At 69.4% G+C, this 19,888-nt stretch carries 12 protein-coding genes; 6 read left to right on the top strand and 6 right to left on the bottom strand.

Features of this window, described 5'->3' with window-relative positions; genetic code table 11:
* Positions 1-108 precede the first annotated feature (108 nt).
* The 6 genes from ACOOHF_RS01340 to ACOOHF_RS01315 all read right to left on the bottom strand — a co-directional run bounded on the left by ACOOHF_RS01340 (position 109) and on the right by ACOOHF_RS01315 (position 9,477).
* Positions 109-444, bottom strand: a complete 336-nt coding sequence (locus ACOOHF_RS01340; protein ID WP_420463067.1) for a hypothetical protein — start codon at positions 442-444, stop codon at positions 109-111.
* A 713-nt stretch (positions 445-1,157) separates the two neighbouring features.
* Positions 1,158-4,808, bottom strand: coding sequence for a Calx-beta domain-containing protein (locus ACOOHF_RS01335; RefSeq protein ID WP_420463066.1), 3,651 nt, complete (start codon positions 4,806-4,808; stop codon positions 1,158-1,160).
* Positions 4,809-5,232: 424 nt separating this feature from the next.
* Positions 5,233-6,531, bottom strand: a complete 1,299-nt coding sequence (locus ACOOHF_RS01330) for a hypothetical protein (protein ID WP_420463065.1) — start codon at positions 6,529-6,531, stop codon at positions 5,233-5,235.
* A gap of 34 nt (positions 6,532-6,565) precedes the next feature.
* Positions 6,566-7,963, bottom strand: coding sequence for an NAD(P)(+) transhydrogenase (Re/Si-specific) subunit beta (locus ACOOHF_RS01325; protein WP_420463064.1), 1,398 nt, complete (start codon positions 7,961-7,963; stop codon positions 6,566-6,568).
* A 3-nt stretch (positions 7,964-7,966) separates the two neighbouring features.
* Positions 7,967-8,260 carry an NAD(P) transhydrogenase subunit alpha gene (locus ACOOHF_RS01320; protein ID WP_419936500.1) on the bottom strand — a complete coding sequence of 98 codons (294 nt, stop codon included), beginning with the start codon at positions 8,258-8,260 and terminating at the stop codon, positions 7,967-7,969.
* A gap of 65 nt (positions 8,261-8,325) precedes the next feature.
* Complete coding sequence (locus ACOOHF_RS01315) at positions 8,326-9,477, bottom strand: Re/Si-specific NAD(P)(+) transhydrogenase subunit alpha (protein WP_420463063.1); 1,152 nt, start codon at positions 9,475-9,477, stop codon at positions 8,326-8,328.
* A 257-nt stretch (positions 9,478-9,734) separates the two neighbouring features.
* Here ACOOHF_RS01315 and ACOOHF_RS01310 point away from each other — a divergent pair, with 257 nt between their 5' ends.
* The 6 genes from ACOOHF_RS01310 to ACOOHF_RS01285 all read left to right on the top strand — a co-directional run bounded on the left by ACOOHF_RS01310 (position 9,735) and on the right by ACOOHF_RS01285 (position 19,855).
* Positions 9,735-10,298 (top strand): hypothetical protein, encoded by a 564-nt coding sequence (locus ACOOHF_RS01310; RefSeq protein ID WP_420463062.1) that lies wholly within the window; start codon positions 9,735-9,737, stop codon positions 10,296-10,298.
* A 29-nt stretch (positions 10,299-10,327) separates the two neighbouring features.
* Complete coding sequence (locus tag ACOOHF_RS01305; RefSeq protein WP_420463061.1) at positions 10,328-11,011, top strand: hypothetical protein; 684 nt, start codon at positions 10,328-10,330, stop codon at positions 11,009-11,011.
* Positions 11,012-11,062: 51 nt separating this feature from the next.
* Positions 11,063-14,767: an FG-GAP-like repeat-containing protein gene (locus tag ACOOHF_RS01300; protein WP_420463060.1), complete on the top strand. Its 3,705-nt coding sequence runs from the start codon at positions 11,063-11,065 to the stop codon at positions 14,765-14,767.
* Positions 14,764-17,049 (top strand): CRTAC1 family protein, encoded by a 2,286-nt coding sequence (locus ACOOHF_RS01295; protein WP_420463059.1) that lies wholly within the window; start codon positions 14,764-14,766, stop codon positions 17,047-17,049. Before ACOOHF_RS01300 ends, ACOOHF_RS01295 begins: the two co-directional genes overlap by 4 nt.
* 579 nt (positions 17,050-17,628) lie before the next feature.
* Entirely contained in the window at positions 17,629-18,627 is a 999-nt protein-coding gene (locus ACOOHF_RS01290; RefSeq protein WP_420463058.1) for a helix-turn-helix transcriptional regulator, read from the top strand.
* A gap of 82 nt (positions 18,628-18,709) precedes the next feature.
* Positions 18,710-19,855 (top strand): LuxR C-terminal-related transcriptional regulator, encoded by a 1,146-nt coding sequence (locus ACOOHF_RS01285; protein WP_420463057.1) that lies wholly within the window; start codon positions 18,710-18,712, stop codon positions 19,853-19,855.
* Positions 19,856-19,888: the final 33 nt, after the last annotated feature.

Genomic DNA, 19,888 nt, shown 5'->3' with positions numbered 1-19,888 from the left:
TTCTTCCATGTTCGAGACACGCCCGCCACTGGAACGAGACAGCCTCAGGGGCGGCTCCCCGGCGCGCTCCGGCTTCGAGCGATGCCGGGGAGCGTGGCCGTCTCGGGGTTAGCGCGAGATCCGTGCGGTGTAGGCCGACACGTCTCTCGGCGCGTAGTCGTCTCCAGTCACCTGAATCAGGCGGACCCGATACTCCGGTCCGAGCCTCCGGTCGGGGACGTGGAACTCCAGGATCGAGCCCTTGGTGGGCGCTCCCGCGAGGATGATCTCCTTGCCGGTTGCCCCCTCCGACTCGAACACTTCGAACCCGGGTGCGCGAACCGCACCGATATTCGGGCCCTCGATGGCGAGCCACAGGCCGAGATCGCGTCCGTCGCTTGGCACCCGCAACTCGACCTTCATGAAACCGGGGTCGGGATCGGGATCCACGATCAGGGGCTCCATGAACCCGGCGGGCTGATCGCACGCAGAGGTGAGCACGGCAACCACAAGTGCTCCGAGGGTGGACCACGTCCTCCCCGGCCGGCGGAACCGGCGACGGCTTCTCCTGCAGTACCGTTGTGTGGTCTGCTCAGAGGTTGCGACTGTGGTCCGGGCCCGGACGGGTGAACCGGCAATGATCGCTGACGTGCTGAGGAGTGTCTGCAGCGCAAGTCGTTGTGGCAGGTGTTCCCGCCACGGACGGGTTGAAGAAGAAGGGTGCGTTGCATGCTCGTGATCTATGGGCCATCTGGATGCGAATCTCATTTTCGACCCCTGCCTTCATTCGAATGCTCCGCTGTCATGGAATCATGATCCTGCCGATCATGATCCGGGGCCACCCAATTGTGGGCGTGTATACATTCAGAGATACTGGACCTGTGCGAGATAGGTTCCGGGGCGTCGCAGACGCAGGGCCCGCCGCGGTCGAGGGCGTGCGGCGCGTCCGGAAGACACAGTCGTGCACCGAGACGCCGCGCCGGGTCAGCGTGTCCGCACGGTCGCGTACGGACGCTCGCGATCAGCAGGAAGGGGTCGCTCGCCACGTTTGACCGCGGCGTTTCGGAACTGATCCCGGATGGTCTCGAGGGGACGGCCGAACCGATCCGGGAATGAGCTGAGGGCAGGACCCCCGGCGCGCACAGGCATCGTGCGCGCCGGGGACCCCGGGTGCTGTACTAGCGTGAGATCCGCGCCGAGTAGGCCGACAGATCTCTCGGAGCGAAGTCCTCTCCCGTGACTTCGATCAAGCGGACCCGGTAGTGCGAATCGAGCCGCCGATCGGGGACGCGGAACTCCAGGATGCGCCCGGCGGAGAGCGCGCCCGCCACGATGACCTCCTTCCGGTTTCCATCCTCGGACTCGAACACCTCCGACCCGGGCGCGCGGAGCGCCCCGACGTCCGGACCTTCGATGGCCAGCCATGCGCCGCCGAGGTGCGCACCAGCTGGCACCATCAACTCGACCGCAAGGAAACCGGGCTCCGGCTCCCCTGCGAGAGGCTCGACGAGGCCGCGCCCCTGATCGCAGCCCCACGAGAGGGTGATCGCCGCGAGGAACGCGAGCGCGGTCCGGGCTCGGCCTCTGCGTCTTCGGCCAGGCCCGTCCGACCGGCGGCCACGCGGATAGCCGCGAGACCGCCGTCTCCTCGGACGGTTGGACCGCTCGGCCCGCCGGCAGCGCACGGCCCATGAGAGCATGTCGCCAAGGTCGTAGCGTCCGTTGCGGTTGCCCAGACGGTCCAGCGCGCTCAGTTGCGCTTCGCTGAGACCTCCCTCTCCGAGCAGTGCCGCCGCCGCCGCGTCCGGCGTTACATCCCCGAGCAGCTTCAGCGCCTCCTCCGGCCCGGTCTGCAGCGGGCCCACGACTCGAGGTTGGTCGGCCGAGGCTCCGTCGTCGTCCCTTACGTTGACGACGAGGTCGACGCTCCGCCCGCCGTAGCCGCCCCCGGAGGCCTTCGCCCAGAGCCTCACCTGCTCGTCAGCCGTGTCCGCATCGTCCCGCGCCGTCACCCTCACGCCGAACCCGCCGTTCCAGTACGGTAGAGTGAACGTCAGCGACGGCCGATCGACGGTGAGGTCGGTGCCATCCGCTCCCGTGAACATCACGGTCACCGGACCCGTCGGCTCGCTGGTCAGCAAGACCAGGAAATGGGCACCGTCCGCATCCCCCTCATCCACGGTCAGCGTCCCTGGCTCCACGATCAGCCGGTCCGGCGGCAACTCGACCTGCAGGCTTCCGTGCCCCAACTGGTTCCCGTCCCCTGCGGCCACGGACCTGGCCGAGCCCGGGACGACACCGATGTGCAAGCGTCCGTCTTGGTCCGGCATCATCCTGGCCGTGTATTCCAGACCCGCGCGAACCTCCGCGTAGTCCCAGAGGAGCACGCCGATATTCGTGGTGTCCACGGTCGTAAGCGAGTGGGTCTGCCAGTCGATGTCCTCCTGCGTGAAGCCTTCGACCTGCTCGCTGAAGGTGATCCGCGTGGTGAAGGGACCCGTCGCGATCCCGTCGTCATACTCGTCACGGGGCGGCTGGACCCCCTCGAACGTGATCTCCACCCTCGGACCCGGGAACCGATCGATGATGCGGATGGTCCCGCTGCCGATCGCATTGCCGTCGTGGGTCGCCGAGAGCCTGATCTTCTCGCCCCCTTCCTCGCGTTCGTCATCGACCGCCGTGAACGTCGCTTCGACCGAGGCGGACCCGGCGGGCAGTGTTACCTGGTGATCCGCAAGGGCTCCGTTGGCGTCGGCGGGAGTCACCGTGTAGTCGTGCCCCGGGATGGCGTCGCCCCCGAGTTCGAACGTCACCACCTGATCGTCCGCGAAGGTCTTGCCGTTGGTGATCGCCACGGTCGCGGTGGACGATGTTCCCTCCTCCTCGCTGATCTCAGCCTCGCTGACCGAGAGGTCCAGATCGGGTATGTCCTCGTCGTCGTCGATGAACACCAGGTACCGGCATTCGCCATCCCCCGAGCACGGGGTCGTGTCGGGGTTGAGAAGCCGGACTTCCTCTATCTGTCCCGGGGCATGCTCCAGTTCCACCCGGAACGTCTCTCTCCCTTCGCGGACATCGTCGTCGACCAGTGTCACGGAAACGCGACGGTGCGCCACCCAACTGCCGTCCTCCAACGCATATTCCTCCTCCCGCAGGACCGCCATTTTGGAAAGCGTCATATAGTCGATGGGCGACGCCGCGGTGAGTTCCGGGCTGGACGACGATCTACCCTCGCTCGACACTGAGACACTGACGGTTGCTCCACGAGGCATGCCGGAAGCCATCTGTGCGGTCACGATCAGGTCGGTATCTTCGCCGTCTTCCGGAAACCGATAGGAGCTGTGGGTGAGCGAAACACTCACCGCCGGCCCCTCCTCGGAAACGACGTACACGGTCGCCGTCGCGTCGGCGGTGTCGTAGCCGCTGATGCTGTCGACGGTCAGCGTCAGGTTGCCGCTCCCGGCAACTTCCGATGAGAACAGGCTCCTCGGCAGGACCAGGTTTGCCCTGCTTCCGCGAGCCGCGAAGTTCAACTGGAATGAAGTCCGCGACAGCCAGTTCTGCGCCTGTGTCACCTCCAGAGTCACGGCGATGGGAGAGTCGAGCGGCGCCTGGCGCGTGGCCGTCAACGTCAAGCCCTCCAGGCCCGCGATGATCGTGTCGCGGCTCGCGGCCAGGGTGATAGCCGGCATCTGGACCTGCCGGTTCATGATGCGGATGGCTTTCATGTCGCCGACGCTGGTCCCATCGACGGACGGGGACACCTCGATCTTCTCGCCCGGATCGTCGACCTCGTCCCGCATCGCCTTGAACGTCACCTGGACCGAAGCCGACTCGACCGGCAGGACCACCTGATAGTCGGCGGTCTGCTGGTCGGCATCGGGGGGTGAGACCACGTAGTCGGCCCCCCGCGTCGCGGTACCGGCGAGGGCGAGCGTCACGGCCTGGTCCGCCGCGAAGGACTTGTCGTCGGCGATGGACAGGGTCGCGGTAGCGGAAGTCTGGCCTTCTTCCATGATCTGGCCCGGGTTCACGGCCAGGTCCATGGTGGGGATGTCCTCATCGTCGGTGATGTGGATGAGATGCTGGCAGAGCAGCCCGCACGGAGTTCCGTCCGCGGCCACGAGTTGCGCGACGCCGATCTCCCCGGAGATGGGCTGCAGGAGCAGTTCGAACGTCTCGGTGCCTTCGCGGACATCGTCGTCGAGGAGCGGCAGGATGAGGTCGGTACGTCCCACCCACCGGCCGTCTTCCAGTCCGTACTTCTCCCCCATCATGAGCAGCCCGCCGTCCACCGACTCGTAGTCCTCGCCCCCTGTCGCGGTGAGGCCGTCGATGGACGACTCCTCGCCTCTGGTCGCAAACAGGACGCCGACGGTCACCCCTCGGGGCATGCCGGGCGCCATTCGTGCGACGAACTGCGCACTGGCGCGTTCCACATCCTCCGCGAACGTATAGGCGCCGCGGGACAGGGAGAAGCTCACCACCGGCGCTTCCTGCGAGATGACGTGGACGGTCGCCTTCGCGTCCGCCGTCTCGTAACCGTCTACCTCATCGACGGTCGCCGTGAGGGCGCCGTTGCGGGGGACCTGCGACTTGAAGTCGCCGCGCGGAATGGTCAGCACCGCGATCGTGTCGCCGGCGCGTAGGGTCACGTCGCGAGAGCTGATGGCGAGCCATTCCTGATCCTGCTCCAGCTTCACCGTCACCGGGAGCCGATTCCCGGGCGCCGGGCGCTTCACCGTCAGGCGCAGATCCTCCAGACTCGCAAAAACCGTGTCGGGATCGGCGCTGATGAGAATCGCCGGGTCCACCTCTCGGCGAGCCATGTCGACCGGCAATGCCGTACCGGCGGTACGGCTGCCGTCTGTCCGCGTCGAACTGTTGGCTGCGGCGGCCTCCTCAGGAAGTGCGGGTAGCGTCTGAGCCTGTGCCGCGGTGCCTGCACTGACCGCCAGCGCGATCAGAACGGCCCGCAGAGAGAACCGCGAGCGGCGAATCCTGCGCCACCGACGACTGCGAAAGGAAACGTGTTCCAGGCGAAAAAGATATATGGGCCAACGTCTGTATGCCGATTGCATGTGCGACCCCCGTCTTCATTCGAAAGCTCCGGTGTCGTTGCATCACGACGCCTCCGCTGGTGACTGGGGTCCATCCCGCTGCGTTCACATCATCGGATACTGGTCCTGCGCAGGAATGGTTCCTGGGTACGCGCGGCGGGGGATGCCATGGGTTGGAACGCCGGACCGGCGCTCAGTCGGTGCGCGCGGCTCCCGTGAAGACGTCGCGAAGGGCGCGGATGACCAGTTTGTCCTCGCCCTGGCGGAGGAGACGGGTGCGGATCGTCATTAGATAGGCGAGCCGGGGCTCCCCCGCCATCAGCGCGGCCTTCGCCTCGTCGGTCGAGAGCGGGATGACCTCAGGGTCCCAGGTCAGTTCCACGTCCTCGTAGCCCGCCGTGTTCGTCACGACCTCGGCGGTGAGGCCCTGGACATCCGCCAGCGCGGACGCGATGCGGCGGGCCATCTCCGACCAGCCCGCGACCCACGCTCCGACGTCACGCGCGACGTAGCGGTCCAGCGCGACGACGAGGCCGACGATCTCCTCCTTGCCGACCTTCATGCCCCGTCCGATGGCATCGTTCGGCGAGGCGTTGAGGCGGGCTGCCTCGATGAGGTCGGCGCGGCCCGCCAGGATCCCGGAGGACTGGGGTCCGCCGATGCCCTTGCCGCCGCTGATCACGATGAGATCGGCCCCGGCTCCGACGAACTCGGTCAGGCCCACGCCTGTCGGAAGGTCCGAGGCCATGTCGACGAGGACGGGAACGCCGGCCTCGCGCCCGACCTCGATCTGTTCGCGCACGGTCATGACCTCGGGGCCGGGGGCCGGCGCCCAATCGACGGGGGCTGGGGGCGCGAACATCGTCTGGCGTTCGGCGGTCGCGAGAGAGGCGATCATCGCGGTGCGCTCCGAGAGGTGCGCCCGGAAGTCCTCGCGCATCTCCGCCTCGACGATCGTCATCCCCGCATCGCGATAGGCGCGGTCGTAGCCGAACCGGTGCGGCGTCTGGATCAGGCATTCGCGGCGCGGCCAGTCGGGGCGGGGCAGGGCGTGCACCCGCTCGGGGTCCGTGCCGGTCAGGCAGCCGGCCGCGCCCAGCACCATGGCCGAGAAGCCACCGGCGGTTACGAGCGCCGCCTCGGTCCCGAGCCGCTCGGCGATCCGCGCCCCCGCCGCCTCCAGCAACTCGTGCATGTCGACGAAAAACTCGTTCGCCTCGGCCATGGCCGCGATGACTTCCGGGTCCATGCGCCCGCCGCCGAGCCGGGAGACGTGCTCGTGGGCCGGAAGGTGAGGCCGGACGCCGAGGAGCCGCGTGTAGATGTTGTCCCGGTAGAGCGCCGCGAGGGCGTCGGGATCGGTCGGCCAGCCTTCCGGGCCGTGCCTCCGCGCGGCGCCTCCGTCCCCGGGCCCGCACCCCGAGAGGCCGATCGTGAGCCCGGCCGCTCCGGCACCCGTTCGGATCACGAACCCGCGGCGGTCGACGGTCACGACCCGGGTCCGGCGATCCGAGACGGGCTGCGGGTCACAGCTGCTTCACTTCGTCCGCAATTCGGGCCAGAGCGTCCGAAGCGTCCCCGAAGAACATGCGGTTGTTCGGCAGGTAGAAGAGCGGATTGTCGATCCCCGCGTACCCCACGGACAGGGAGCGCTTGATGACGATGCACGTCTTCGCCCGATCCGTCTCGATGATCGGCATGCCGCCGATCGGGCTCGAGGGGTCGTCGCGCGCGAGCGGGTTCACGACGTCGTTCGCCCCCACGACCACGGCGACATCGATGTTTTCCATGTCGGAGTTCACGTCCTCGGGCTCGCACAGCTGCTCGTAGGGGACGTTGGCCTCGGCCAGCAGCACGTTCATGTGGCCCGGCATGCGCCCCGCGACGGGGTGGACGCAGTAGCGGACCGAGACCCCGCGCGCGGTCAGCATGTCCGCCAGCTCACGGATCCGGTGCTGCGCCTGCGCCACGGCGAGACCGTAGCCCGGGACGAAGATGACCTGCGAGGCGTAGCCCAGGACCATGGCCGAGTCCTCGGCATCGATCGGCGTCGCGACCCGGTCGCCGTCCGCGGCCCGGACCGCGGCCGCCGTGCCCGTGCCGAAAGCACTGAACAGCACGTTTCTCAGCGAGCGGTTCATGGCGCGGCACATGATGCCGGTAAGGATGAGCCCCGAGGCGCCGACGAGCGCGCCCGAGATGATGAGCGCGTTGTTCTCGAGCACGAACCCGGCGGCCGCCGCCGCAAGTCCCGAATAGGAGTTGAGCAGCGCCACCACCACCGGCATGTCCGCGCCCCCGATCGGGATCACGAACAGGACGCCGAGGATGAGGGCGGCCGCGACCAGACCCCAGTAGAAGAGGAGGTTCGACTCGAAGCCGGCGAGGTAGACGGCCACGACCAGGGCGACCGCCAGGAAGAAGCCGGCCGAGAATCGCACGAACGGGTTCGAAATCGCGTTGCCGGTCACGAACCCCTGCAGCTTTCCGAACGCGATCATGCTGCCGGAGAAGGTCACGGCCCCGATCAGCGTCCCGGCCATGATCGAGACACCCGAATCCACCGCGAGCGTCTCCGCCCCATTGAGGACCCTCAGGTACTCGCCGACCGCGACCAGGCCGGAAGCGGCCCCTCCGAACCCGTTGAACACCGCCACCATCTCCGGCATGGAGGTCATCTTCACGGTCCGGGCCATGACCGCGCCGATGAGGCCCCCGATCGCGAGGCCGACGATGATCCAGGTGTAGCCGAGATCGCGTTCGAGCAGCGTCGCGATGACCGCGAGCAGCATCCCGATTCCAGCGAGCCGGTTGCCGCCCGCCGCCGTCTCCGGGTGGCTGAGCCGCTTGATCCCGAGGATGAACAGAACGGCGGACACCAGATAGGCGAGCGGAATCATCGTCGTCAGTCCTGTCGCGCCCATGGCTCAGCTCGCGTCCTTGCTCTTGAACATCTGGAGCATGCGGTCGGTGACGAGAAAGCCGCCGACCACGTTGATCGTGGCGAGGATCAGCGCCGCCAGCCCGATCCACCGCATGAGCGGCGCGTCTCCGGCCCGGCCGATGACGAGCAGGGCGCCCACGATCGAGATCCCGGAGATCGCGTTCGAACCCGACATGAGCGGCGTGTGCAGCGTCGGGGGAACCTTCGTGATGAGTTCGAACCCGACGAACATCGCGAGCACGAACACATACAGTCCGATCAGGAGCGTTCCGTCCATCCGTCAGGCCTCGTGTACGGGTTGCGCCGGGGGTCGGCAGGGTCGGCCAGCCCCCGTCTCGGGTCTCATGCGCCGAACCGGACCTCTCCCGCGTGCGCGACACAGCAGGGCCCGATCACGTCGTCTTCCAGATCCACGGCCACGCCGTCCTCGCCGATCATCGGCTTCACGAGCGCGGAGAGATTGCGGCCGAGCAGCTGGCTCGCGTGGTGGGGTAGCGACCCCGGGACGTTCAGCGGGGCGTGGATCGTCACCCCACGCTCGACGACCGTTTCGCCGGGCTTCGAGAGTGCGCAGTTGCCCCCGGCCTCGCCGGCCAGGTCGACGATCACGGAGCCCAGCTTCATCCGATCCACCATATCGTCGGTGACCAGCACGGGCGCCGCGCGCCCCGGGACCAGCGCCGTGGTGATGACGACGTCCGCCCGGGCGATGTGCCGGGCCAGCAGTTCCCGCTGCCGCGACTGCTCCGCCGCCTCGAGTTCCTTCGCGTAGCCGCCCTCGGCCTCCGCGTCCCGAGCGCCTCCCTCGTCGAGGTCCACGAACTTGGCGCCGAGGCTCTCGACCTCCTCCTTCACGGCGGCGCGGATGTCGTATCCCCACGTGTCCGCGCCGAGCCGGCGAGCGGTCGCGATCGCCTGCAGCCCGGCGACGCCCGCCCCGAGGACGAGCACCCGCGCCGGAGAGAGGGTCCCCGCCGCCGTCATGAGAAGGGGAAAGATCCGTCCGAGCGAGTTCGCGCCGAGGAGCACGGCCTTGTAGCCCGCCAGGTTGCTCTGCGAGGAGAGGGCGTCCATCGACTGCGCGCGCGTGATCCGGGGGACGAGTTCCAGGGCGAGGACCGTGACGCCCCGCCCGGCCAGACGCTGGATGAGCGCCTCGTTCTCGTGCGGCCGGAGCAGGCAGGCGAGAACTGCGCCCTCGGGGATCCCGTCCGCTTCGGCCTCGGTGGGAGGAGCCACCTTGAACACGATGTCCGCCTCGTCCAGGATCTCGTTCGCGTCGGCGACGATCTCCGCGCCGACCTCCTCGTACGACGCGTCGAGGAACCCGGCCGACACCCCGGCCCCGGCCTCGACCGCCACCGAGATCCGGTCGGAGATGAGACGCTTGGCGCCATCCGGCGTAAGGGCGACCCGCGTCTCCCCGGCGGCCGTCTCGCGCGGAACACAGACTCGAACGCTCAACGGCCGCTCCGATCCATGTGATGGGTCCATGTGACGTGCCTGGGGCGTCAACGCGGCGCCGACGTACGATCGAGGTGACGTTTGGCTCCGCGTGCGTGCAGGGCGCGAATCTTGAGAGCCCGACGGCCGCGCGCAACGCGCCCCCCGCGCACCCCACTGCGGAACTTCGGGCTGCCGGCGCCGTCTCGATTGCGCCCCGGCCCCGGCGGGTGCCTATTCATCCCGCTCGCCTGCGCGCGCGCCGCGCCGCGGGAGGGCGCTGACCGTTCCTACCCAAGGAGGACCGCATGCTCCGCCGTTCGTTCACCGCGCTGGCCGCTCTCATCCCCGCTCTGTCCATCGTCGCCGCCGCGGAAGTGACCGCACAGGACGCGGTCGAGCTCGCCGTAGCGCCCATCCCCTCGGAGTCCGAGCAGGCCGGCGCCAGGGTGATCCAGAAGCAGGGATCGGAGTGGGTGACGCTCCGCGATGGTACGGGATCGTTCATCTGCATCGCGGACGAAGCGGGCGACGACCGCTTCCACACCGCCTGCTACCATGAGTCGCTCGAGCCCTACATGGCGCGCGGTCGCGAGCTCACCGCACAGGGGGTGACGGGCCGGGACAACGTCGAGATGCGGATGGCCGAGATCGAGGCCGGCACGCTGGAGATGCCGGGCTACGCCTTCCTCCACGCGATCTACGCGGCCGAGGGCTGGTCCGGCGACATGGACGCCGTTCAGAGGCGTCAATCCGTGATCTACACCCCGTTCGCGACCGCCGAGGCACTGGGTCTCCCCACCGTGGCGACCCGGGGCGCGTGGCTGATGGGGGCCGGCACGGCGAACGCGCACGTCATGATCACGCCCTAGGCGGATCCCCGGGAAGGTTTCGACGGGCCGTGGCCGAACTCACGCGACACCAAGTGGGCGGACTCCTCCTGAGCGCGCTGCGCGACCGGGGGCTCGGTGTGCGCGACCTCTTCGAGGGCCGGCAGGAACCGCTCTCGTGGTTCTTCCGGGTGCTCGCGTACGACCAGTCGGAACTCGACATCCTCGAGTCCGGCGCGCTCGACACGCTCCACGCGCCCTCGGCCATGGTGGAACTGGCGGTCGACGAGATGGCCCTCGGGCTCATCAACATCGGGACCGAGGGCCTGGCCACCTACCTGGCGCAGCCGTCCTCGGACGTGCCCGGCGGCGACCCGCTGGAACTCGACGGCGAGGTGATGCTCGGGTGCGTCCACATCGACGTCGCGCCGCCGATCCTGTGGCTCGACGAGCGGGAGTCGAACCCCTCCAGGAATGACGCGCTCGCCTCACGGCTCACCCGGGTGGCGCAGGAGGTGGGCGCCGTCTCCGACACGGTCGAGGTCCACATCGAGGGTGCTCTCGATCCCGGGGGCGGGTGGAACGATCCACGGGAAAGCGTCCGCCCCGCCGGGGTCGCGGTCCACTTCACCTTCGACATTCCGCTCGTCGGCACCGGCAAGCGGGAACTCGCCGAGGTGTTCACGCGGGTGGCGGAGGCGGCCGCCGACGCGGTGGAGGCGTTGCGGTCCGTCTTCCGCGGAGACAGCGAATAGCGAACCCCGCGGTCAGCGGCGGACTCTCCGCCACGGGCTGCTGACTTGGCCGTGAGACCCTCCGGCCTCCGTGCCCTTCTCGCCTCGACCATCGGGGTCGTCTTCTTCGGCGCCTGCGAGAACTCTCCGCCGCCCGTCTCGATCGACTGGATCGAGGGGGAGGGCGCCCGCGAGCGAACGCTCCGGTTCGAGGGTGAGCCCGGCGGCGGCTTCACGCGGCTCTCGCCGGACCGGACCGGGATCACGGCGACGCCCTCCGTCTCGCGGGAGGCACGGCTCGCGAACCGGACGCTCATCCACGGGGTCGGGGTCGCCCTCGGCGACGTGGACGGGGACGGGTGGGTCGATCTCTACCTGTGCATGCTCGACCGCCCGAACGTCCTCTACCGCAACCTCGGCGGGTGGCGCTTCGAGGACGTGACCGGACGCTCCGGGACGGCGCTCGCGGATCGGCTGTCGCGCGGCGCCGTCCTCGCCGATGCGGACGGAGACGGAGACCTGGACTTGATCGTGGCCGTCCACGGGGAGACGAACGCGCTCCTTCTGAACGACGGGAGCGGGGTCTTCGAGGAACGTGACGCGGGGTTCGAGGGCGCCTGGGGGAGCAGCACGGTTGCGCTGGCCGATGTCGACGGAGACGAGGACCTCGACGCCTACTTCGCCAACTACAAGACGATCCAGGGGGACGACCTGTTCGGCCCCGAGGAGCGGAGTCTGCGGGGGCTCGCGGAGCGGGTGGGGGACGAACTCGTGGTGGCGCCTCCGTACGACGCGCACTACCGGATGCGCCTCGAAGGGGAGCGGGCGCTGCGGTTCGAACTCGCGGACCCCGACGAGTTCTATCTGAACGACGGGACAGGTCGCTTCGAACCCGTGGACCTCGGGGGCGGCGCCTTCCGGAGCGCGGACGGTGAGGCGGTCACGGAGGTGCCCCGGGAGTGGGGACTGGCGGCGCGCTTCTTCGATGCGGACGACGACGGAGACGCGGATCTCTTCGTCGCCAACGACCTCGGGAGCCGGGACGGGTTCTGGCTCAACGAGGGCGGGATCTTCGTGGCCGCGTCGGGTCTCGCCTTCCGCACCGAGAGCACTTCGTCGATGGGGGTCGACTTCTCGGACATCGACGGCGACGGCGATACGGACTTCGTGACGACGGAGATGCTGGCCCGTGATCCGGTGCGGCGCCGTGAGCAGGTATCGCTCGGGGTGGCGGGGTGGACGCCCCCCGGGGAACACGCCACGCGGATGTCCGCGGACCGGAATACGCTGCACCTCAACCGCGGGGATGGGACGTGGGCGGAGACGGGCCGCGCCGCCGGGCTCGACGCTTCGGAGTGGACGTGGGGGGCGATGTTTCTCGACGTCGACCTCGACGGCTACGAGGACCTCCTGATCACGAACGGGCACGGGTGGGACCCGCTCGACGGGGACACGCAGGAAGCGCTGCGGACCGGCCGCATCCAGGTGGACTGGCGCGAGCAACTCGGCGTGTTCCCGCCGCTGCGGCTACGCAACCTCGCCTTTCGGAACCGCGGCGACGGGACGTTCGCCGAGATGGGCCGCACGTGGGGATACGGGGCGGAGCCGGACGTGAGCCACGGGATCGCCGCGGCCGACTTCGACCGGGACGGGGACCGGGACGTCGTGATCACGCGGCTGGACGAGCCGCCCCTCGTGCTGCGGAACGACGCGGGGGGGGCGCGGGTCGCCCTGCGCGTGCGCGGGGAAGGGGGGAATACGCAGGCGATCGGGGCGCGGGTCGTGCTCGCCGGCGGCGGGGCGCTCCCGGCCCAGACCCGCCAGGTGACGTCGGGCGGGCTGTACCTGTCTGGTTCGGATCCGGGGCTCACCTTCGCGATGGGGGAGTGGGCCGCCGCGGAGGCGACGATCGTGTGGCCCTCGGGGCGGCGCCGGACGCTGCGGGTGTCGGCGAATCGCGCGTACGAGGTCGCGCCGCCCGGTGACGCCGCGGGCGCGGAGCCCGAGATGCGCGGCCCGGCCGGCGGGGGGGGCGGCCCGGCGCTGTTCGCGGGTCCGGAGGCGGTCGGCCGGCACGGCGAATCGGCGTTCGATGAGCTGGCCCGGCAGCCGCTCGTGCCGCTCGAGCTGTCGCGGAGCGGCCCGGGCGTGGCGTGGGCGGACGTCGATGCGGATGGCGACCCCGACCTGCTCGTCGGCGCGGGGGCGGGAGGCCGCGCGCTACTCACGGTCAACGAAGCCGGGCGGCTCGCGGACCCGGTGCCGTTCGGCGCCCCGGCCGTCGGCGACCACACGTCGATCCTCGCGCTGCCCACGGCCGCCCGCCCGGTCATCCTCGTGGGCGTGAGCAGCTGGGAGGCTCGCTCGCCGGCCGACCTCGACGCGATCCCGCCCCTCGCCCGCCTCGATGCGGGCCCCCCGCCGGCCGTGCCGCCGAGCCCCCACGCGACGGGGCCCCTGGCGGCCGCCGATGTCGACGGAGACGGCGATCTCGACCTCTTCGTCGGCGCCCGCGCGACCCCCGGCGCCTACCCCCGGCCGGCCGACTCGAAGCTCCTGCTCGCCGATGGCGACGCCTGGACGGAGGACGCGGCCGCCGCCGCGACGCTGCGGGGGATCGGGCTCGTCTCGGGGGCCGCGTTCTCCGACATCGATGGGGACGGCGACCCCGACCTCGCCCTCGCCCTGGAGTGGGGACCCGTACGGCTGCTCGAGAACGACGGCGGCCGCTTCACGGACGCCACGCAGGACTGGGGCCTGGGAGCGCACACCGGCCGCTGGAACGGCATCGCGACGGGCGATTTCGACGAGGATGGCCGCCCCGACCTCGTGGTGACGGCCTGGGGCGACAACACGGGGCTCGTGGCGACCGCCGACCGCCCGATCGGCGTCGTCGCCTCCGACTTCGACGGGAACGGACTCGTCGATCTCATCGAGGTCGAGACGGGGCAGGATGGGGTGGCGCGCCCCGTGCGCAACTATCTGACACTCGGCCGCACGCTCCCCTTCCTGCGGCGCGCGGCGCCGACGTTCGAGGCCTTCGCCCGAGCTTCGGTCGAGGATCTGCTGGGCGGCGGGCGCACCGGGCTGTACCGGACGAGCGCCTCCACCCTTCGCCACACGGTGTTCCTCAACCGTCCGGGAGAGCCCGGAAACGGAGGCGGGTTCGAGGCGCGCCCGCTCCCCGCCGGCGCCCAGATGGCCCCCGCGTTCGGCGTGGCGGTGGCGGACTTCGACCGGGACGGCCATGAGGATCTCTTCCTGGCGCAGAACTACCTCGCGACGCCCCGGGGGCTCCCCCGTCACGACGCGGGCCGCGGCGCGCTGCTGCTCGGTGACGGCCGCGGCGGCTTTCGGATCCTCGACGCCCCCGAAAGCGGCGTCGAGGTGTACGGGGACGCCCGCGGGGCCGCCGCGGCGGACTTCGACGCTGATGGGCGCTGGGACCTGGCAGTTGGGCAGAACGGGGCCGAGACCCTCATCTTCCGGGGCCGGGGCGGGCTGCCGGGGCTGCGCGTCCGGCTGTTGCCCGGCGGCGGCTCCCCCGGCGCGATCGGGGCGCGACTGCGCCCGAGGTATCGCGACGGCGCCGACGGGCCTGTGCGTGAGATCCAGGCCGGGAGCGGCTACTGGTCGCTCAACGGTCCGGTACAGGTGTTCGGGCGCGCGGCGGATATCCGCGCAGTGACGGTCCGGTGGGCGGACGGTACCGAGGAGGTGTTCGAGGTGGAGACCGGCGCACTGGAGGTGACGTTGAGGAGAGGGGAAGGGTCGTGAGCCACGCCCGCGGGTCCGCGAGCGCGCGTCCCCTGAGGAAGGCGAAGATACGTGGGTCGCCGCTCCTGGCGGCCGGGGTGTTGGCGGTCGCGCTCCTGACGGGCTGCGGCGAAGCGAACGAGGCGCCGGCCGGGGCCGCGCGGCAGACCGCCGAGATGGCCGTCCGCCTGCGGGCGCTGGCCGACTCCGCGGACCCGCTGCTCGACGAACAGCTTAACACCGCGCGCCTGCGTTACTTCACGAGCCTGCCGCCATCGGCGGACCCGGCGGAGATGCTGGTCCGCGTGGCCAGCGCCGCGCGGGAACTCCTCAACGCGGGGCTCACGCAGCCGGCGCTCGAACAACTCATCTTCCTCGATCAGACGCTGGAGGGGGTGCCGGAAGAGCCCTTCCCGGGGTTCCGCCGCGAGATCGAGGAGTTGATCGGGGTGGCGTTCCTGCGGCTGGGGGCTGAACTCGTCTGCCCATCCAGCCGTCCGCGCGCCGGAACGGTCGCCGAGATCGGGCAGCGGTTCCCCTGCTGGCCGGCCGTGCCAGCGGCCGCCCCCGTCCTTGTCTCCGACTCGGCGCGTGCCGCCCTCGCCGCCGCCAGAGGGTGGCACCTCTCCCTCCTGGCGCTGCGCCCCGACGACCTCCGGGCCCGCTGGATCCTGAACCTGGCCGCGATCACCCAGGGCGTGTGGCCCGACAGCGTCCCGCCCGAATACCGGCTCGACGGGGCCGCGCTGGGCGGGCCGGGCGACCTCCCCCGCTTCGAGGACGTCGCCCGCCGCGCCGGCCTGGACGCGGTCTCCCTCTCCGGCGGTGCGATCGTGGACGACCTGAACGGCGACGGCCTTCCCGACGTCATGACCTCCTCCCGCGGTCTCCTGCACCAGCTCCGCTACTTCGAGAGCAACGGCGCGGGACGGTTCGTCGACCGCACCGAGGCGGCGGGGCTGGAAGGGCTCCTCGGCGGGCTCAACCTCGTTCACACCGACTACGACAACGACGGCGACGCGGACGTCCTCGTCCTGCGCGGCGGCTGGCTCGTGCAGGCGTATCCCAACTCACTCCTCCGCAACGAAGGAGGCATCTTCACGGACGTGACACGCGAGGCGGGACTCTACTCCGAGCACCCGACCCAGACCGGCGCGTGGGCCGACTTTGACGGCGATGGCTGGCTCGACCTCTTCATCGGTAACGAGTCGAGGGACAGCCTCACGCACCGCAGCGAACTGTACCGGAACCGGGGCGACGGCACCTTCGAGGAGGTGGCGTCAGAGGTCGGGCTGGACGTGGCAGCGTTCGTGAAGGGCGTGACGTGGGGAGACTACGACGACGATGGGCGCCCGGACCTCTATCTCTCGATCCTCCATGCTCCCAACCGTCTGTACAGGAACCTGGGTCCGGACGCCGCCGGCGGGTGGGGGTTCGAGGACGTGACCGAACGGGCCGGTGTGGGAGCGCCGCTGGCGAGCTTTCCGACCTGGTTCTGGGACTTCGACAACGACGGGCGGCTGGACATTTACGTGGCGGGCTACGCAGCGCAGACCGCCGACCTCGTGCGCGAGATGACGGGGCAGTCGCACTCCGCCGAACTCCCCCGCCTGTACCGGAACCTGGGGGACGGCACCTTCGCCGACGTCACGGCCGCGCAGGGGCTGGACCGGATCATGTACGCCATGGGATCCAACTTCGGCGACCTCGACGGCGACGGCTGGCTGGACTTCCTCGTCGGCACGGGCGATCCGGACCTCCGGCAGCTGATGCCGAACCGGATGTTCCGGAACCTCGGCGACGGGTTCGTGGAAGTGACCGGGGCCGGCGGCTTCGGGCGCCTCGACAAGGGGCACGGCGTCTCCTTCGTGGACATCGACAACGACGGGGATACCGACGTCCACATGGAACTCGGCGGCGCCAACGAGGGGGATCTCTCCCCGAACGCCCTGTACGAGAACCCTGGGTTCGACCACCGCTGGATCGCGCTCACGCTGGAGGGCGACCGGGCCAACCGGCCGGGGATCGGTGCCCGTATCACCGTCACGGTCGAGGGCCCGGACGGCCTGCGACGGATCCACCGCTCGGCAGGCACCGGCGGCAGCTTCGGGTCGAACCCGCTCCGCCAGGAGATCGGGCTGGGCCGGGCGACACGAATCGAGTCGGTCGAGATTCGCTGGCCGGGTTCGGGCACGGTGGACCGGCTCACGGACCTCGCCCTGGACCGCGCCTACCGCATCCGCGAGGGCACCGGGACCGCCGAACCACTGGAGCGACCCCGGATCCGCCTCGGCGGCGTGTGATCTCAAGGGGAACGCGCCCGTTTCCGTCCCACGGATGCCGTCTCGGCCTCCAGGTACTCTTCCAGTGATTGGCGCAGGTGCTCCCGACACGCGTCGTCCTCCCGAATCCCACCCTGCGCCAAACGGTGTTGAGGCTGAGATGCCCGGGCTCTCGTCGCCCACGCTCTCAACGGACGGCGTTCCATGTGGGCCGCGACGGGACGCAAGCGTCTCGCGTCGATGCCGGTCCGCTTGGCGGCTGGCCTCGGCAACGTCGGAAACCTGCTACGCCGGCTACACCCAGCGCATCCCGCCGGCCCTGTGCAGAACCTGGGATCATATGCCCCTTATTCTGGGGGCGCTGATCGGAGCTCGATCCCCAATTATTGGGGTAGCACAAGGTAGATCCGCAACTTGATCGTGCGGCATCCCGCCGGCCCCCGAGGTTCCATGAGTCTACCGGATGAGTTCGAGCGTACTGTGACACTGCTGCAGGATGCGGCCATAGGCCATGCCGAGGGGCCCGAGGCCCCTTGTCTGATTAGTGAGGTCAGCCGAGCCCGAGGCAGTGCCCTGGCGTTCTTCGAAGGGCATTCCCAGATGGACGCGGAGTTCTTCTACGCCAAGTTCTGTCTTCGCGGGCAAGTCCGTGACGATTTGGCGCGCGAGTATTTTCAGGACTACTGGCCGCAGGACGAACGCATCCCTCGCATCCCTCGCCTGCCGCATGGCGAACTGGTGGAAACCGGAGACCTGTACACGGATCACGAGAAGAAGAGATCCCGAGCATACAACGAAACGTTGTCCGCCGCCGAGGCGCAGGACGGTCTCCACATGCGCCTCGACGGTCCGGAAGGATCGCACATCACGTGGATTCTGAACGACTCCACCGAGCGCGGGGGCTGGGGGTCCGATCAAGTCGGGATGATCGAACGTCTTCAGCCGCATGTGCGCCAGTTCCTGATCGTGCGCCAGGTGCTTGCCGAAGCCGGAGCGCTGGGTGCGTCATTCGGCGACCTGCTCGAGAACACCCGCTTCGGCCTCATTCAGCTGGACCGGAGCGGGCGGATCGTGGCGGCGAACGACCGGGCCCGGAGACTGCTTCGGGAGGGCGAACGCCTCATGGACCAGCGCGGGCTCCTACGGATCCGGGTGCCGACGGAGAACGCCGAGTTGTCGCGGTTTCTGGGGCACGCGTTGCCTCCGTTCGGCACCCGTGGCGCGGCCGGTTCGATGATGGTCGGACGCTCCTCTTCCCGCGGGCCGCTGGTCCTGCACATCAATCCCGTGGGCGAGCAACACCCGCATTCCCAGAATCGGCGGGTCGCGGCGCTCGTTCTGGTCCTGGACCCAGCCACCCCGGCGCCGATCGATCCGGCGCTCGTGACGGCGGCCCTGGGCCTCACGCCGACGGAGGGCCGGTTGGCCGTTGCGCTGGCCGCCGGCCAGACCGTGCGCGACATTGCCCTTTCGACAGGCCGTACGGAGCAGACCGTACGCTGGCACCTGAAGCAGATCTTCCGAAAGCAGGGCATTTCACGGCAGGTCGACCTGGTGCGACGGGTGCTGAAGCTGGGGGGCGTTTCCGACTCTCGCTGACCCGGTTACGCATTAGAGAAACATATGTCGGATATCCATACCCCCTGTATCGAGTAGGCCATCAATCCGCGCGGGAGATTTCGTGAGGGGACAGGATCCGTTCGATCGTACTCTGGCACTGCTGCACGAGGCCACGCTCGACGATACGCGCTGGCTCGATGCCGCTTGCCAGTTGAACGAGACTTGCCGGACGCGGGGAAGTGCCCTGGTTCTCGTTGACGGGTGTTCTCCGGCCGACATGGAGTGCTGTTTTATCCGGTTCGCGTTGAATGGACAACGCCGCGAGGATTGGGAACGCAAGTATTTGGAGGACTATTTCCCGTGGGATCCACGCGTCGCGCGCGTCCTTCAGATGCCTTACGGCGAGCTGGTGCACACGCCCGATCTGTATACGGAGCGGGAGAAAAGGAACTCACCGGCTTATGAGGCGCTCCTCGATACGGAGGCGCAGAAGGGTCTCCATGTGCACCAGGCCGGGCCCTCGGGCTCCCGCGTCGCGTGGGCCATTGCCGACTCGTTGGAAGAGGGCTGGACGTCCGCTCAAGTCCGCCTGATCCACCATCTTCAGCCGCATGTATTCCGGTACCTGAGTATGCGCCAACAGCTGGCTGAGGCCAGGGCGCTCGGGACATCCCTCAGCGGGCTACTCGACAGCACCCGTCTGGGGGTCATCCAACTGGACGAGCGCGGGCGGATCGTGACGGCGAACGACCGAGCGCGGGGCTTCCTCGAGGAGGGCGCCGGGCTGGGCGACGAGGGAGGATTCCTGCACGCCTGGTTGCCGTTGGAGAACTCCGAACTGTCGCGCTTGCTGGCGAACGCGTTGCCATCGTTCGGTGCCCAGGGCCGCGCCGGCTCGATGTTGATCACGCGCTCTCTCGCTCCACCGCCTCTGGTCCTTCACATCAATCCGGTGGGCGAGCCGCAGGCCGAATGCCCTGGGCCGCGGGTCGCCGCACTGGTGCTGGTCGTGGATCCGGCCCGCCGCAGCCGGATCGATCCGAAGCTCGTCGCGGCGGCTCTCGGCCTCACGCCGATGGAGAGCGAGGTGGCCGTGGAATTGGCCGCGGGCCGTACCATCAGGGACATTGCCCGGTCGAAGGGCCGTTCAGAGGGGACCCTGCGCGCACACGTGAAGCGGATCTTCCGTAAGCAAGGCATTTCTCGGCAGGTGGATCTGGTGCTTCGGGTAATGACGGTGGAGGATATTTCCGACTCGCGCGACTGAGACGGCCGGCGTCGGCGCGGCGCTGGCGGGCCG

It is taken from the genome of Candidatus Palauibacter sp. (assembly GCF_965216145.1).
Classification (GTDB): Bacteria; Gemmatimonadota; Gemmatimonadetes; order Palauibacterales; family Palauibacteraceae; genus Palauibacter.
This window is presented reverse-complemented; position numbering and strand designations above follow the sequence as displayed.